The following is a 17550-nucleotide window of genomic DNA, read 5'->3' on the forward strand; positions in this document are numbered from 1 at the left end:
AGTGGGGGAGAAAATGAGTACTATAATAAAAAGAGAATTCATTTTAGAAGGTCTAGGTTGTGCTAATTGTGCAAACAAAATTGAAGCTCAATGTAAAAAGATAGATGGAGTATTAGATGCAAATATAAATTTTGTCACTAAAAGCTTAGTAATTCAATTTCAAAGTGAAGAAAAAATAATAAGTGTTATAGATGATGCAAAAAAAATAGTTAAAAGAATAGAACCTGGTGTTAAATTTATAGTAAAACAAGTAAAAACATTTAAGCATGAGGAAAAGGGTCATAGCTATAACCATGATCATAACCATGATCACGGGGAAGAAGGAACTAATAAAAATAAAATTATACGTTTCTCTGTAGGTGTAGTAATTTTCATCGTAGCAGTTTTGTTTAAATTAGATTATTTAATTGAATTTGCGTTATTCCTCATAAGTTATTTATTAATTGGTGGAGACGTCCTAATAGTTGCAGTGAAAAATATATTAAGAGGACAATTATTTGATGAGAATTTCTTAATGGCACTCGCTACAGTAGGAGCATTTTCTATTGGACAATTTTCAGAAGGCGTTGGGGTTATGCTTTTTTATCAAGTAGGAGAATTTTTCCAAGATATCGCTGTAAATAAATCAAGAAAATCTATATCTGCGCTTATGGATATAAGGCCAGATTATGCAAATAAAAAAATTAAAGATGAAATTGTAAAGGTAGATCCAGAGGAAGTACACATTGGGGATATTATAATAGTAAAGCCCGGAGAAAAAGTGCCATTAGATGGTATTGTTATAGAAGGAAAATCATTAGTAGATACAGCTGCATTAACTGGTGAATCAGTTCCAAGAGAAGTTAAAAGCGGCGATGAAATTTTGGCAGGGTGCATAAATAAAAATGGATTATTAACTATAGAGGTTGCGAAAGAATTTGGAGAATCAACCCTTGCAAAAATTTTGGATTTAGTGCAAAATGCTAGCAGCAAAAAAGCACCAACTGAAAATTTTATAACTAAATTTGCAAGATATTACACACCGATTGTAGTTATAAGTGCAACAGCACTAGCAATACTTCCACCCCTTTTAATACCTGGTGCTACTTTCTCACAATGGATATATAAAGCATTGGTATTTTTAGTAGTATCTTGCCCTTGTGCACTCGTAATATCTATTCCACTTGGATTTTTTGGAGGAATAGGTGGTGCATCTAAAAATGGTATTTTGGTTAAAGGTGGAAATTACTTGGAGGCATTAAATAGCGTTGAAGTAGTGATTTTTGACAAGACAGGAACACTAACTAAAGGAGTATTTGTGGTTACGCAGATGCATACAGAAGGTGAGATAAGTAGGGATGAATTATTAGAGTATGCAGCTCATGCAGAAAGCAATTCTAATCATCCTATTGCTACATCTATAATAAAAGCTTATGGCAAAGATATACGTAGTGAAGATATTGAAGGCGTCGAAGAAATAGCTGGAAAAGGTATTAGGGCTAAAGTTAAAGGGAAACATGTGTTAGCTGGTAATTCAAAGTTAATGGATAGTGAGAAAATTTCCTATAATAAAGCTGGAAATGTAGGCACAATAATATATGTAGCTATAGACAAGAAATATGCAGGTAGTATTATAATTTCAGATGAGATAAAAGAAGACTCTATTCAAGCAATAGTCGATTTGAAATCTATGGGTGTTAAAAAAATAGTAATGCTTACTGGTGACAATAAAGATATAGCGACGAGTATTGGAAAAATACTTGGTGTAGATGAAGTTTACTCAGAACTTCTTCCACACGAGAAGGTAGAAAAGTTAGAATTGCTTCAAAAAGAAAAATCACCTAAAGGGAAGATAGTATTTGTAGGAGATGGAATTAATGATGCACCGGTGCTCGCAAGAGCAGATATTGGGATTGCAATGGGTGGTGTAGGTTCTGATGCTGCAATAGAGGCGGCAGATATAGTAATAATGACAGATGAACCATCAAAAATTGCTGAAGCTATAAAAATTGCTAAAAGAACAAAAACAATTGTTATGCAAAATATTATCTTTGCACTAAGTGTAAAAGCAGTTATTTTAACATTGGCAGTTTTCGGAATTTCAACTATGTGGGAAGCTGTTTTTGGTGATGCAGGAGTCGCTTTAATTGCAGTGTTAAATTCAATGAGAGCAATGAAGGTTAATAGCTAAAAATAGTAAAAGGTTAACAAGAACGAAAAGTTCTTGTTAACCTTTTTTATGTGATTAAGGACTATCGTGTCATAGCAATTTTCATTTGAGTTACTAGTGGATCAGCAATGGTACCAACAATAATCTGGTAGTTATTGTTTCCGATCTTCATAACAGCAGTAGCACCAAGATCTTTTAATCTAGTTTCATTGATAAGAGCATTGTTTTTAATAGTTAATCTTACTCTTGTAATACAAGCATCTATAGTCTCTATATTTGCTTTGCCTCCAATAGCTTCTAAGATACTAATAGCTCTAAGACCTAACTCAGAAGTATTTAGTTTAGCGAGTGCAGGAGAGGTTTCATCATCTCCTCTACCTGGAGTCTTTAAGTCGAACTTCTTAATAGAGAAGAAGAAAACAAAGAAATAAATAACACCGAATATTAAACCTATTATTATTAAAAGTATTGGCTTGCTCGCGATTCCAAAGCTTAGAACATAGTCAAGTATACCTGCAGAGAAAGTGAAACCAGATTTAACGCCTAAAGCAGAGGTTATGGCAAAAGCTGCTCCCGTTAATATAGCATGCATTAAATATAGTGCTGGTGCAATGAACATGAATAAGAATTCAATTGGTTCTGTAATACCAGTTAGGAAAGCAGTAAAAGCAATACCAAGAAGCATTCCAGTTACAGCTTTTCTATTTTCTTTTTTAGCTGTAGCTATCATTGCAAGACATGCAGCAGGAAGACCAAACATCATAATTGGGAAAAAGCCTGTCATAAATGTTCCAGCAGTTGGGTCCAGTGCGAAAAATCTAGTCATATCTCCTGTAATGACCTTACCAGCAGCATCCGTAAAGGTACCAAACTGTACCCAAACAAGTGTGTTCATAACATGGTGTAATCCAAAAGGAATAAGCAATCTATTTAGGACTCCATAAAAGAAGGCGCCTATAGAACCAGAGTGAGCAATAACATTCCCTGCATTATTAATAATATCTTGAATATGAGGCCAAATATAGCCAGCGCCCACACCTATAATTAAAGTGTAAAAGGATGTTATAATTGGAACGAAACGTTTACCACCGAAGAAACCTAAGAAATCTGGAACCCTTATACTCTTATACTTGTTGTATAGGTAACCAGATAATATACCAACGATAATACCTGCTAGTACACCCATATCTATCTTAGAATTAAAAGTGACAGCAACTTCAGTTAATACAAAGTAGCCAACTGCAGCTGCAAGACCTGCAACTCCATTGTTATCATCTGCAAGACCTATAGCTATACCAATTGCAAAAATTATAGGAAGATGGCCAAAAATAGCATTTCCGGATTAATTCTTATCCTCCCTGTGGGTTTCATGGCATGTTACATGATTAAATTATAGGGATAAATGCAGTGATATTTATTAATATAGGTGAAAAGATATTATTAAGTATTACTCAGTACTAAGAATATTTAAGAAATCTAACACCATGATATACATGATAAAAAAATCGTTAAAGGTTTACAATAGAGGAATAAAAGAGAATATGCATTATAAATCTAAACTATTTTCTATGGACTCTATAATCGAATCAGATAGCTATTAATACTAAATTGTAATTTGTTGTTTCAAATAGGTTGTAAAAAAAACAAATTTGAAATATAATTGGTATATACAACATAACAACATAACAATATAATAACATATAAATTGCATATGTGCACTAATTTACCAAAAAATATTATTAATCAAGGAGGGAAAAATTTGAGAAAAATTTCGAAGGATAACCCTATACCACTTCATTATCAAATAAAAGAAATATTACAGGAAATGATAGAAAATGAAGTTTTAAAGCCAGGGGAATCAATTCCAACAGAAAGAGAACTGTGTGAAATTCAAGGGGTCAGCAGAATGACCGTAAATAAGGCTATTATGTCCTTAGTAAATGAGGGGTTAATTTATAGAGAACAGGGAAAAGGGACGTTTGTGTCTACTGCAAAGGTTAATAGTGAAATATCACGGCTCAAAGGATTTACTGAGCAAATGCAAGAAAATGGAGTGGTATCAAAAACTAAAATATTATCTTTTAAGGTAATAGACGCAACAAAGAAATGCAAGCTTGAGCTGAAAATGCCTGAAGATGAAAATAAGATTATTGAGATTAAAAGACTGAGATTTAGTGATCAGCAACCAGTAGCAATTGAAACAGCATGGCTTCCATATTATTTATTTAATGGAATGACTAAAGAAATTATTGAAGATAAATCACTATATGAAATTTTTCGTCAAAAGTATGGTCATCATCCGGATAAAGCGAAACAAACAATTGAACCTACAATGTTAAATCAATATGAAAGTACCCTTCTTAACCAAGAAAATGATGCTTTGGCACTAATATTTAGGCGAACCACCTATTTAGAAAATGAAACTCCAATTGAATATACCAAAGCCATATATAGAAGTGATAAGTATAAATATCAAATAAACTTAAAATAATAGGAAAATAATCCAGAATTGTCATATACCCCATAGATAAATAAGGAGGTTTTTTATGAAGGGAAATAATGAAAATAAATTTAATTTAGATACAATGAACACCTTTGAAATTCTTAAGAAAGTGAATGATGAGGATAAAAAAGTAGCTATAGCTATTGAAAATGAGCTAAGTAATATAGAGAAAGCCGTGGAACTAATAGTTGAAAGCTTTGAAGATGGTGGGAGGCTTTTTTATATTGGTAGTGGCACAAGTGGAAAATTAGGAGTAATGGATGCATCAGAATGTCCTCCTACATTTGGTACCGCGGATTCTATGGTTCAAGGAATTATTTCTGGTGGAAAAGAGGCAATAAGTGGATGGCTTGAACATACGGAGGATGATCCAGAACTGGCGATTCTAGATTTAGAAAAGGTAAATATAAATAAAAAAGATGTAATAGTCGGCGTAACAGCTAGTGGTAATACCCCTTATGTTGTACGCGCTATGGAATACGCTAAAGAAATGGGTTGCAAAACTATAGCACTTATATGTAATTCAAAGGGCAAAATCAAAGATATTTGCGAAGTTACTATAGATATAGAGGTTGGATCAGAATTAATACTAGGATCAACTAGAATGAAAGCAGGTACTGCACAAAAAATGGTTTTAAATATGTTAAGCACTGTGGCCATGATAAAACTTGGCAAAACTTATACTAACTTGATGGTTAATGTACGACCTATTAATAAAAAGTTACAACAACGTGTACGCGAAATAGTAAAGCTTGCCACAGGTGTGGATGATGCCCTAGTGAATAAAAATCTAGAAATCTGCGAATATGACCCTAAAGTGTGTATTGTTAAAATTAAAAAAGATGTAACCCTTAAAAAAGCAAAAGAAGCCTTGGAAAAGACCAAGGGAAATGTAGCTAAGGCATTAGCAACATTATAATAATTATATTCAAATATTTGATGAGGTGATTAATATTAAAGCTATAGTTAATGGAAAACTTATTATGAGAGATAGAATAATTTATGATAGTGTAATAATTTTCGATACAAAAATTATAGACATTATAAATAATGATAACTTCCTTCAGTATAAAAAAGAGTATAAGAAAGAAATACTAGTGATAGATGCTAAGGGTAAATATGTATCACCTGGCTTTATTGATATTCATATTCACGGCTCCGGAGGCTATGATACCATGGATGCAACGGCTACGGCATTGAGGGTTATAAGTACTACAATAGCTGAAAATGGAGTAACATCTTATCTACCTACTACAATGACTATGGACTCAATTAGTATATATAGTGCGTTAGATGCTATTAGACAGGCAATGTCATTAGAAAATGAAGGGGCAAAGATTCTAGGGGCACATATGGAGGGACCTTTCATAAATGAGAAGTACAAAGGGGCTCAGAAGGCGGATAATATTATAAAGCCCAATTATGATATTATAAAGGATTATTTAGATATTATTAAAATTATAACCCTTGCGCCAGAAAAGGATGAAAATCATAGTTTTATAAAAAAAGTAAAAAGTAATTCTAAAATTACATTATCAGTAGGTCATTCAGATGCAAGTTATGAAGAGGCTGTACGTGCTATTGAGGATGGCATAACACATGCGACTCATACATTCAATGCTATGACTCCCTTAAATCATAGAAAACCAGGAATTGTAGGTGCAATTTTCACAAATGATATAACATGCGAGCTAATAGCGGATCTAATACATGTTCATCCAGCAATTTTTAAGATGCTCATAAATATCAAACATAAAGATAAAATGGTACTTATAACAGATTCTATGAGAGCTGGATGTATGAAGAGTGGCAATTATGAGCTTGGTGGACAGAAGGTAACAGTTGAAAATGGAGCTGCAAGACTTCAGGATGGAACACTCGCAGGTAGTGTTTTAACCTTAAATAAGGCTGTTAAAAACATGTTAAATCATAGTGATTTAGAAATCTATGAGGTAGTGGCAATGGCATCGCATGTTCCGGCAAAGGTTATTAATATGGATAATAAAAAGGGCAGGTTAGAGGCTGGATTCGATGCAGATATAGTTGTTTTTGATAATGATATAGATGTATTTTTAACAATAGTAGAAGGCAAAATAGTTTACGAAACTCAAAAGTAAAATTTTGAGTATTATTATAAGGTGGTGCGAATATGAGAATATTAGTTTTAGATAATTATGAAGAAATGAGTAAAAAAGCTGCTTTGATGATTGCAAGCCAAGTTATGTTAAAGCCTGATAGTGTATTGGGCCTAGCTACTGGAGATACTCCACTTGGCATGTATAAGGAATTAATTGCGTTGTATAACAAAAAAGAAGTAGATTTTAATGAGGTCAGAACTTTTAACCTGGACGAATATTATGGAATTAATAGAGAAGATCCTCAAAGCTACTATAATTATATGATTAATAATTTGTTTAATAGTATAAATGTAAACGTAAAAAATATTAACGTGCCTGATGGTATGGCAATGGATATTGAGGCTTCATGCAGAGGCTATGAAAATAAAATAAAAGAAGTTGGCGGCATAGATATGCAGATCCTTGGTATAGGTGGAAATGGGCATATTGGATTCAATGAACCAGATGTAACCTTTGAGGCAGAAACGCATTTAGTTAATCTTAATGAACAAACAATAGAAGCTAATTCTAGGTTTTTTAAGTCAAGAAAGGATGTACCAGTAAAAGCGATAAGTATGGGAATAAAGACAATAATGAACTCTAAGAAAATTATTTTACTTGCTAACGGCTTAAATAAGGCTGAAGCTATAGAAAGAGCTGTTAAAGGTAAAATAAATCCTAATATGCCTGCTTCAATTCTGCAGCTTCATAATGATGTAACAATAATTTTAGATAAAAAGGCTGCTAGTAATTTATAAAAGTAAAACACCTATACTAGATATTAAGCTAGTATAGGTGTTTTATTTAAATTATATATTTATTCTAGTATGCTTATGCTTTAATTAAATTAAAGCTTTCAATTCATTATGTTCGTATAATAAATTATAACAATAAGTTATTATATCACTTCTTTTAATTATTCCTATAAAAACACCATTATCATCTACAACGGGGACAAAGTTTTGATCCTTCGCTAGTGATATTAAGCTCTCTATATCTGCACTAATTAATACTGCTTTGTTAGAGATATGCCTTGGGATATCTTCAATTAAAATTTTATTTGTATCATTAAAACTTAAATTTGGAGTATTCTTTAGTTTCCATAATAAATCACCTTCTGTTAAAGTACCTACATAATTACCTGTTTCATTTATTAAGGGCACAGATGTGTATCTGTGGTACTCCATCCGTTCTAATGCTTGCCTCATTGTAGAGCTTGGTTTTTCATAAACAAGTTCACTTTTAGGTGTAAGAAAAAATGCTATGTTCATACTTTACCATCCTTTAAAGATTTATATTTTGGGTTGTTAGATATCTTACAATATTATTATAACATGTTTAATAGAGTTATTTATTAATAATCTATTAAACATATCAGTATCTATCAAAATGTTGTTAAATACATTTTGGTATATTATAATATATAAAAGAATATTTACCATAATAGGCTGTTGTGGTAATGGTATGGATAGCTGGAAAAATTAAGGAGTGAGTGTATGATCAGTTTTTCATCTGTTGAAGAATATAAAAAGGCTAGCAAATTGGCTAAAGTTAAATATCACATGGACATATCAAGAGGGGCTTCTGGCCATATATTATCCTTAGATAGTATTTTAAAAAAAATAGATATAGTAGCGGAAGTCCCTTTAGGAATAAAAAGCATTCCATTAAAAAAAATAATAGGATCCTATTTTTATACAAGGAGTAGGGATTTTGCAACGAACTTTCTTCCTCTAGCTAGTATTGATAGCGAATTCTCTATGAAATGGCAAGCGGTCTATGCTCATCACATTAAAGATGGAATAATTGACCCTGTAAAAATTTATGAGTATATGAATGAATTTTATGTTATGGAGGGAAATAAGCGTGTAAGTGTATTAAAATACGTGGATGCCTATGCGATAGAGGGCGATGTTACTAGGCTAGTTCCTAAAAAGGATGAGAATGATTTAAATAACATAATATATTATGAATTTTTGAACTTTAATAATGAGACTGGGATAAATGCTATTTGGTTTTCCAGGGAGGGTAGCTTTACCGAGCTTTTGAAGTATTTGGATGGATATAATCCGAAGCTTAGCTTATTTTCAAATAAATACGAGCATTTTTTAAAAAATGTTTATTCACCTTTTAGAAATACCTTTTACGAATTAGGTGGAGATAAATTAAATATTACCACTGGAGATGCGTTTTTAAAATATATAAAAATTTATGGAATCTCAGACGAATTCATAGAAACAAAGAGAAAATCAAGGGTTCGTAAGTTCTTAGGAGAACTTAAAATACTTTCAAGAAACAATGCAGTAGAAATCCAAACGGAACCTTTTGATGTGCGCAGGAAAAATGTTATTACTTCATTTACAAATTTAGTAGGCCCACATAAAAAATTAAGAGTAGCTTTTATTTTTGAAAAGACTATTGATACATCAGGTTGGAGTTATGTTCATAATCTAGGAAGACTGTATGCACAAAATGAATTAGAAGGTGAAATAGAAACTTTTGTTATAGATAATTTTCAAACTGAGGGTGATAGTTATGAAAGATTAAGGGAGTTATGTGAAAAAGATTATGACATTATATTTACTACATGTCCATCTTATCTTAATATAACTTTGAGGGCGGCTTTAAAGTATGACAATATTAAATTTTTTAACTGCTCTCCCGTAAAGGCTTTTAGAAATGTAAGTACTTATTTTGGGCGTTCTCATGAACCAAGGTTTTTACTAGGGCTTATTGCCGGGGCTATTACAAAATCAAATATTATAGGATATATAGATATTTATAATGAAACAGAAGTTATAACGGGGATTAATGCTTTTTCATTAGGTGTTAAAACTGTAAATCCGAATGCGAAAGTTATGATTTCTTGGCTTAATGAAACAGGGGATATCAATCATTCAAAGGAATTAATTCAAGGGCTTCAAAGGCTCGGTGCAGATCTCATAATGCAAAATGACCTAACAGCTTTAGGTAAGGGGTCAAGAGATTTTGGACTATATTCACTAAAGTATAGTGAAAAAGAGAGTAAATGGATACCGGAAGTGAACTATGCTTTAATTACATGGGATTGGGGACAGTTTTATGAGAAAATACTTAGAAATATAGTAAATGGTAGTTTTAAAGGTATTTTTAGTACTGAATCTAAACGAGTAAGTTTTTGGTGGGGGATGGACTCGGGACTTGTGGATATTATATATTCAAAACATAATGTACCAATTCAAACTCAAAAATTAGTAGTTATAATGCGCGAATTAATTATTGAAAACAGATTCCACACTTTTACTGGTCCGGTGCACGATACAAAAGGTCAACTTAGGATAAATGATGGTGATATAGGAAACTACGAGGATATGTTATATATGGACTGGTTTGTAGACAATGTTGTAGGAAAACTTCCGGTGGAGGAGTAGAATAATCAGAAGATAAGTAGGTGATTAAAGTTAAAGTTCTATTAGTTTCAGATATAGAAGATAGTTACATTTGGGATCATTTTGATTGTGAAAGGTTTAAAGAAATTCAGATGGTAATTTCATGTGGAGATTTAAAAGCAGATTATTTAGAATATCTAGCGAATATGATTAAAGCACCTGTATTTTATGTTAACGGTAATCATGATATATCATATTTAGAAAAACCACCAGCTGGATGTATCCCTATTGATGATAAGATAATAGTATATAAAAATATTAGAATACTAGGCCTTGGAGGATCTATTGACTATAATAAAGGCCCTTTTCAATATTCTCAAAAGGATATGCAAAAAAGAGTTTCGAAATTAAAATTGTGTTTATGGAAGAATAAAGGGTTTGATATATTAGTCACCCATTCACCTGCAAAAGGTATGGGGGATGGAAAGGATCTTTGTCATCAGGGATTTGAAGTATTTATCGATATTTTAAATAAATACTCTCCGAAATATTTCTTTTACGCTCATCAGCATTTGGTCTATGGGAAAGGTGATAGAAAAATGATTTATAACACCACCACTCTTATAAATGCATTTAAATATCATATTATTGAAATATAAAGGGCTCATGGGCAATGGTTTTGCCCATGCTCTTTATATTTGTTTTATGGAGTAGCGGATATTTTCTTGATTTTTAAGAAATTTAATTTAGTTTCCGTTGTTATAATTGCAACAAATATAATTAAACATCCTAAAATCATTTTTGATGTAAATATCTCATTAAGCATTACAACAGATAAAATAGAACCGAAAACAGATTCTAAACATAAGATAATAGCAGCATGAGTAGAAGTGGTATATTTCTGAGCTACATTTTGTATAATAAATGCAATCATTGTGCTAAAAATTGCTAAATAACTAATTGCAAATATTGTATCTGAATTTAATGATTGTGGCATTGGTTCATAAATTAAAGCGGCTATAATTGAAAATACTGCAGCGGCACCTAACTGTATTATTACAAGTGATATAGCATCAACTTTTTCAGTGAAAAATCCAACAGAAACTATATGAGCTGCAAAAAATACTGCACATAGTAGGGTTAAACCATCACCCAGTCCAATACGTATACCTCCATCTAAGGTTAGCATTCCTATTCCAACAAAACACAAAAATGCAGATATTAATGAATATGTATCTGGCTTTTTTTTGCTAATTATCCAATAAAGGAAGGGCACAATAACTACATTAGTTCCAGTTAAAAAAGCATTTTTACCAGCAGTTGTATATTTCATACCAATAGTTTGAGCAGCAAAGCCTAAAAACAAGAGAAGTCCAACCAAAGTACCAACCTTAAGTTCATTTTTAGTAATAAGTTTAACCTTCTTTCTGAAAATTAAAAGCATAATAATTGCAGAAATACTAAAACGCATTGCCATAATATAAAAAGGTGTAAGACTATCTAAAGCACCTTTTACAGCTATAAACCCCCCGCCCCAAAAAATTGCAACTAAAAGCAAAGACATATCGGCCAGGATACTCTTTTTTTTGTCAGTAGTTCTCATGGTTATCACTCCTTCAATTTGTAGTGTAATACTAAGGTTAAGCGATTTAAATTTAGTGAAATTACTCAAATGTCAGTTGATAAATTATATGTTCCAATAAATTTATTTTACCATAAAAGTAAGCATTAACCTATAAATTATATCGTAATAAGTGATAATTCAATTTTTTTCTTAAACCATTCTATAATCATCAGCTCCATATCAGGTTCACCCTTTCTAGGATATTTTTTTATTTATTGACATTAATAATTAACATATTTATAATTAAATAAAACAGAGCGAAATAGTAAGAATTAATATATACAGTTAGTGGATTCTTTAACGATATTTAGAGGAGAGAGATAAAAGCATGGAAATATATTTAGATAACAGTGCAACTACTAAGCCTTATGAAGCAGTTATTGAGGAGGTATGTAGTACTATGAGAAATTATTATGGTAATCCATCTTCAGCACATAGTTTGGGGTTTAAGGCAGAGCAAAAACTTAGAGAGATAAGGGTAAATATTGCGAGTAGCATAAATGCTAGCAGTGAGGAAATAATATTTACATCAGGAGGAAGTGAAAGTAATAATTTTCTTATAAAGGGGTTTGCTAAAACATCTTCAAATATAATAACTACTAAAATAGAGCATCCAAGTGTATTAGACACATTTAAGGCGTTAGAAGATTTAGGAATAAAGGTTACTTATATTGATGTAGATGAAAGTGGTAGAATTGATATAGAAAATCTTATAGACAGTATAGATAAGAATACTCAAATTGTTAGCGTAATGCACGTTAATAACGAAGTAGGTGTAGTGCAGGATATTGAGCTTATAGGAAAACGAATTAAAGAGAAAAGTAGTAGGGCTAAATTTCATGTGGATGCAGTACAAAGTTACGGGAAGATTCCTATTGATGTACAAAAGTGTAATATTGATTTACTATCGACTAGTGCACATAAAATACATGGACCACGCGGAATTGGATTTGCATATATACGGAAAGGACTTATACCGGGTAGCTTAATAAATGGGGGAGGACAAGAAAGAAATTTAAGATCTGGTACAGAAAATCTTGCAGGAATTGTGGGATTTGGAACTGCAGTAGAGACTAGCTGCAAAAATCAACATGAGAATTTTAACAGTGTTTTAGAGGTAAAGAAATATTTTATAGAAAAACTGTCTAAGTTAGATGATGTTATAATTAATAGCAAACTAGAAGATCATTTTATACCGTATATATTAAGTGTTTCATTTAAAGGGATTAAAGGAGAAGTATTACTTCATGCATTAGAAGCAAAAGGGATATATGTGTCTACAGGTTCAGCATGTTCTTCTAAAAATCATAAAAGTAGTGAAATATTAAAGGCACTTGGAAGAAGTTTAGAGGAGCAAGGTGGAACTATACGGTTTAGTTTTTCAGAGTGCAATAATAAGGATGAAATAGACTATGTTATAATCGAATTAAATAAATCACTAAAGTTTTTAAGAAAGATGAACAAAAGATAATGCATTACAGAAGGAGTGTCAAAAGATGAGAAGATTAATTTTAGTAAAATTTGCACCAGAAATCTTTTTAAAAGGGCTCAACAGAGGTAAATTCGAAAAAAAACTTAAAGACAATATAAAAAATGCTATAAGAGACTTAAATTACGAATTTGTTGAAGATCAAGGAAGATGGTTTATATACTCAGAAATGATGGAAGGAATTATAGAGAAGGTTAAAAATGTTTTTGGAGTAATGGAGGTTTGCGTAGTTACACAGGTTGAAGCTTCTATGGAGAGTATTGAAAAGCAAGCACTTTTAGACATGATAGAAAGCGCCGCTAAAACTTTTAAAGTAGAAACTAATAGAGCAAACAAAAAATTTAGCCCAGGGTCTATGGACGTAAGTCGAAAAGTAGGGGGTTATATATTACAAAATAACGAAGACGTAAGTGTAGATGTACATAATCCAGAGTGTACAATAAATGTTGAAATAAGAAATATGGCATACATTTATGCTAAAAGAATAAAGGCAGTGGGTGGATTACCTTATGGAATGAATGGTAGTACTATGCTTATGTTATCAGGAGGTATAGACTCACCTGTTGCAGGCTACATGATGGCAAGACGTGGGGTAGAACTTCATGCAGTTTATTATCATAGCCATCCGTATACTAGTGAAAGAGCAAAGGATAAGGTAAAGCAATTAACTAGTATTTTAAAAGAATACACCGGTAAATTGACTTTGTATGTTGTACCTTTTACTGAAATCCAGATGCAAATTATAGAAAAGTGTAGAGAAGACGAATTAACAATAATTATGAGAAGATTTATGATGAGGCTTGCGTGTGCTCTAGCCGAAAAATATGGCATAAATTCAGTAACTACAGGAGAAAGCATAGGGCAGGTAGCTAGTCAAACTATGGAGGGACTTGTAGTAAGTGATGATGTTTCTGATAGACCAGTGTTTAGACCACTGATCGCTATGGATAAAATAGATATTATAGATGTGTCAAGAAAAATAGAAACTTACGAAACCTCTATTTTACCTTATGAGGATTGTTGTACAATTTTTGTTCCTAAACATCCAAAAACAAAACCAAGGTTAATTGAGATAATTAAATCTGAATCAGTTTTAGATATTGATAGTCTAGTTGAGAAGGCTATTTTGGAGATGGAAATTTATAAATAAATATATTTATGTTAGTTAATCAATCATGTGTATTAAATTAAATAAAGTGTTAATAATAATATAATAAACACATATTGAAGGGGTGATTAACATAGCTAAAAAAGGTACAGAGAAAAAATCAGGTTCTAAGGATACTAAAGATAAAACTCAGAAAAAGAATCAAAATGGTAACACAGTAAAATAAGAAGTAATATAAAAAACTAAAGATGTAATTGCAAAAAATAAGCTAACAAAATGATTTATCACTTTGTTAGCTTATTTTTAGTTTATAGAAAATTAATATAACTTGATCAGAGGACATTAAAAGCTGATTTTATTAAAAATGTTAAAAAAATGTTGAAAAAATTAATAATGCATGATATCATGTATATATAAGACAATAATGAGTGTGAATCATCGTGTAAAAGTTTACACTGAAAACTAATTTAATAATTAAAATTGCGTGTTACTGATACAATCAGGCATGAGCAAAAGTTGTTATAATATTATAGCTACATTTAGGTGAAGCTATAATATTATAATGACTTTGCTCATGTTTTTTGTTTTTGATACATGCCACAAAAGAGAGGGGAATATAAATGAAAAAAGCTTTTGGTGTTTTACAAAAGGTAGGAAAAGCTTTAATGCTACCAGTAGCGCTATTACCAGCTGCAGGGTTACTGCTTGGATTCGGTAATATGTTTCAAAGTGAACAATTTTTAGCAAATGCACCGATATTTAATGCTGGTTGGTTCCAATTAGTAGCTAAAATTATGGAACAGTCTGGCGATGTTATTTTTGGTAATCTTGCATTATTATTTGCAGTAGGGGTTGCGGTAGGTCTAGCCGAGGGCGAAGGAGTTGCAGGACTTGCAGCAATAGTTGGGTTCTTAATAATGAATAAAACTTTAGGTATTGTTTCAGGAGTCACTCTAGATTTAACAGTGGGTCATGCACATCCAGAGTTTGCAAACGTATTAGGAATTCCAACACTTTCAACAGGAGTATTTGGCGGTATTATAATAGGTATTGTAGCGGCACAATTATATAAAAAATATTACAACATTGAGTTACCTTCTTACCTCGGATTCTTTGCAGGTAAGAGATTTGTACCTATAGCTACAGCAGTAGCTGCAATTGGAATAGGTATTGCAATGAGTTTTGTATGGCCTCCAATTCAACATGGTTTAAATGTCTTCTCAAAAAGTATGATTGAGGCTAATCCAACAGTATCAGCCTTCGTATTTGGAGTAATAGAAAGATCATTAATTCCATTTGGATTACATCACATTTTCTATAATCCATTTTGGTATCAATTTGGTGAGTATATAAACAAAGCTGGTCAAGTAGTTAACGGAGATCAAGCTATTTTTATGGCTCAGTTAAAAGACGGAGTACCATTTACAGCAGGAACATTTATGGCCGGTAAATTCCCATTTATGATGTTTGGGCTTCCAGCAGCAGCACTTGCAATGATTCATGAAGCAAAACCTGAAAAAAGGGTGTTAATAGCTGGTATTATGGGGTCAGCAGCTCTAACTTCTTTCTTAACAGGTATTACAGAACCAATTGAATTTTCATTCTTATTCGTAGCACCAGTATTGTTCGGAATTCACTGCGTATTTGCAGGATTATCATTTATGACAATGCAGCTTTTAAATGTTAAAATAGGAATGACATTTTCAGGTGGACTTATAGATTACTTGTTATTTGGTGTAATTCCAAATAGAACAACTTGGTGGTTAGTAATTCCTGTAGGATTAGCATTAGCAGTGATTTACTACTTCGGCTTCCGTTTTGTTATAAGAAAATGGAATCTTAAAACTCCAGGTCGTGAAGTAGATGAAGAAGAAGGCACAAGTACTACAAAAACTAATCTTAAAGGTCAAGAACATGCAATATTAGTATTAAAAGCATTAGGTGGAAAAGAAAATATAACAAATTTAGATGCTTGCATTACTCGCTTACGTGTAAGTGTTGTAGATGCTAAAAATGTTGATAAGGCAGAACTTAAGAAATTAGGAGCTGCGGGAGTTCTTGAAGTTGGTGACAGCATTCAAGCAATATTTGGAACAAGAGCAGAGCATATAAAAACAGAGGTTAAAGAGGTTATAGCTAAGGGTTTAGATAAATAATATTATAACTTCAATTAAAAATAAATTTTAACACAAAAAACATTAGATAAGTAATATACTTATCTAATGTTTTTTTATGCTTATACTGAACTGTATTGCTTTCTAGTGTTTATTAATAGATAATATATTAATATTAAGGCTAGTATCATTAAGCTCAAATTAATGGAAAATATAGTTTTATTATAGATTAAGCATTCACCAATAAATCTTGAATATAAAACCACATATGAGATCCATGCACTAGAGCCTGCGAGAATACTAATTTGAAGATTTATATTTATAAAAAAATATGGTAAAGTTGTAAAGAATAATAAAAAAAATATTTAAAGGTAAAGCCCTAATTATTCAATTATGAATAATTAGGGCTTTATAGTATAGTAAAACTATTTAGATTTTGGTTTATGTTTAAAAATATTAAGTTTAATAGTGAAATGTTTATCTAAATACTCGTTTAGTCCTTTGTTCATACAAAACCTATAAGCTGCAAGACTAATGAAAGACCATAGTATAGCGATAACCCATCCACCAAGCACATCTGTTGGATAGTGAACACCCACATAAACCCTACTAACTCCTACAAGAATTAAATATGCGAATATAAAACAGCTAAGTAGATAGGCAATTTTTTTATTCTTCATTCGCTTAAGTATAAAGTAAATAAGAACAATACCAATAGCTGTAGAAATCGAAGAATGGCCGCTAGGGAAACTATAGCCATCAGCTTCAACTAATCTTACTCCCAGGGGTCTAGATCGTTGTACAGTGTTTTTAAGCATCAAATTGGTAAAGCCAGTAATTCCAATATTAAATACACAGCAAATGGCTTCCAATTTGTTGTTCCAAAGATATAATATAATAAAAACCAATAGGGTTATTAAAATCTGTAATTCAGGGTCAGAAGATTTTGAAACAGCAATATAAAATTGATTCCATCCCAAATTCATAGAAGTTGCTAAATAATAAAGCATGTTAATTTAATCATCCTTTCTATATTACATTGAACATTAATATTCATTCGATAGTTAATGTATAAAAT

At 31.6% G+C, this 17550-nt stretch carries 13 protein-coding genes and 1 pseudogene; 10 read left to right on the forward strand and 4 right to left on the reverse strand.

The genetic code is table 11. From position 1 onward, the window contains the following. Nucleotides 1–13 precede the first annotated feature (13 nt). A complete protein-coding gene (locus ACWJKE_RS17200; protein ID WP_462959041.1) occupies nucleotides 14–2170 on the forward strand; it encodes a heavy metal translocating P-type ATPase in 2157 nt (718 codons plus the stop codon). Nucleotides 2171–2231: 61 nt separating this feature from the next. On the opposite strand, the pseudogene ACWJKE_RS17205 reads toward ACWJKE_RS17200, so the two are convergent. Next, nucleotides 2232–3491, reverse strand: a pseudogene (locus ACWJKE_RS17205) (PTS transporter subunit EIIC); the annotation flags it as partial. A gap of 369 nt (nucleotides 3492–3860) precedes the next feature. Between ACWJKE_RS17205 and ACWJKE_RS17210 the strand changes: the two are divergent. The 4 genes from ACWJKE_RS17210 to nagB are packed head-to-tail and all read left to right on the forward strand — an operon-like array spanning nucleotide 3861 to nucleotide 7527. Further along, nucleotides 3861–4640 carry a GntR family transcriptional regulator gene (locus ACWJKE_RS17210; RefSeq protein ID WP_220286053.1) on the forward strand — a complete coding sequence of 260 codons (780 nt, stop codon included), beginning with the start codon at nucleotides 3861–3863 and terminating at the stop codon, nucleotides 4638–4640. A gap of 55 nt (nucleotides 4641–4695) precedes the next feature. After that, on the forward strand, nucleotides 4696–5571 hold the full coding sequence (gene murQ / locus ACWJKE_RS17215; protein WP_216301967.1) for an N-acetylmuramic acid 6-phosphate etherase: 876 nt from the start codon (nucleotides 4696–4698) through the stop codon (nucleotides 5569–5571). 34 nt (nucleotides 5572–5605) lie between these two features. Then, the gene (gene nagA / locus ACWJKE_RS17220) at nucleotides 5606–6769 is read left to right on the forward strand and encodes an N-acetylglucosamine-6-phosphate deacetylase (protein WP_462959366.1); all 1164 of its coding nucleotides are present in this window, start codon (nucleotides 5606–5608) and stop codon (nucleotides 6767–6769) included. A 32-nt stretch (nucleotides 6770–6801) separates the two neighbouring features. Beyond that, nucleotides 6802–7527: a glucosamine-6-phosphate deaminase gene (gene nagB, locus ACWJKE_RS17225; protein WP_220286052.1), complete on the forward strand. Its 726-nt coding sequence runs from the start codon at nucleotides 6802–6804 to the stop codon at nucleotides 7525–7527. 84 nt (nucleotides 7528–7611) lie between these two features. On the opposite strand, the gene ACWJKE_RS17230 is transcribed toward nagB, so the two are convergent. Further along, entirely contained in the window at nucleotides 7612–8040 is a 429-nt protein-coding gene (locus ACWJKE_RS17230; protein WP_165411673.1) for a CBS domain-containing protein, read from the reverse strand. Between the two features lie 225 nt (nucleotides 8041–8265). On the opposite strand from ACWJKE_RS17230, the gene ACWJKE_RS17235 reads away from it, so the two are divergent. Both ACWJKE_RS17235 and ACWJKE_RS17240 read left to right on the forward strand, forming a co-directional pair. Next, on the forward strand, nucleotides 8266–10179 hold the full coding sequence (locus tag ACWJKE_RS17235) for a BMP family ABC transporter substrate-binding protein (RefSeq protein WP_462959042.1): 1914 nt from the start codon (nucleotides 8266–8268) through the stop codon (nucleotides 10177–10179). A gap of 20 nt (nucleotides 10180–10199) precedes the next feature. Further along, a complete protein-coding gene (locus ACWJKE_RS17240) occupies nucleotides 10200–10796 on the forward strand; it encodes a metallophosphoesterase family protein (RefSeq protein ID WP_462959043.1) in 597 nt (198 codons plus the stop codon). 44 nt (nucleotides 10797–10840) lie between these two features. Here ACWJKE_RS17240 and ACWJKE_RS17245 read toward each other — a convergent pair whose 3' ends face one another. Beyond that, nucleotides 10841–11740: a DMT family transporter gene (locus tag ACWJKE_RS17245; RefSeq protein ID WP_216301970.1), complete on the reverse strand. Its 900-nt coding sequence runs from the start codon at nucleotides 11738–11740 to the stop codon at nucleotides 10841–10843. Between the two features lie 349 nt (nucleotides 11741–12089). On the opposite strand from ACWJKE_RS17245, the gene ACWJKE_RS17250 reads away from it, so the two are divergent. The 3 genes from ACWJKE_RS17250 (at nucleotide 12090) to ptsG (ending at nucleotide 16514) form a co-directional block, all read left to right on the forward strand. Next, nucleotides 12090–13232 carry a cysteine desulfurase family protein gene (locus ACWJKE_RS17250; RefSeq protein WP_462959044.1) on the forward strand — a complete coding sequence of 381 codons (1143 nt, stop codon included), beginning with the start codon at nucleotides 12090–12092 and terminating at the stop codon, nucleotides 13230–13232. A 25-nt stretch (nucleotides 13233–13257) separates the two neighbouring features. Continuing rightward, complete coding sequence (gene thiI, locus ACWJKE_RS17255; RefSeq protein ID WP_462959045.1) at nucleotides 13258–14400, forward strand: tRNA uracil 4-sulfurtransferase ThiI; 1143 nt, start codon at nucleotides 13258–13260, stop codon at nucleotides 14398–14400. Nucleotides 14401–14978: 578 nt separating this feature from the next. Beyond that, nucleotides 14979–16514 carry a glucose-specific PTS transporter subunit IIBC gene (gene ptsG / locus ACWJKE_RS17260; protein WP_462959046.1) on the forward strand — a complete coding sequence of 512 codons (1536 nt, stop codon included), beginning with the start codon at nucleotides 14979–14981 and terminating at the stop codon, nucleotides 16512–16514. Between the two features lie 383 nt (nucleotides 16515–16897). Here ptsG and ACWJKE_RS17265 read toward each other — a convergent pair whose 3' ends face one another. Continuing rightward, nucleotides 16898–17482 carry a phosphatase PAP2 family protein gene (locus ACWJKE_RS17265; RefSeq protein WP_216301974.1) on the reverse strand — a complete coding sequence of 195 codons (585 nt, stop codon included), beginning with the start codon at nucleotides 17480–17482 and terminating at the stop codon, nucleotides 16898–16900. Nucleotides 17483–17550: the final 68 nt, after the last annotated feature.

This window comes from Clostridium sp. CM036, from assembly GCF_055081135.1.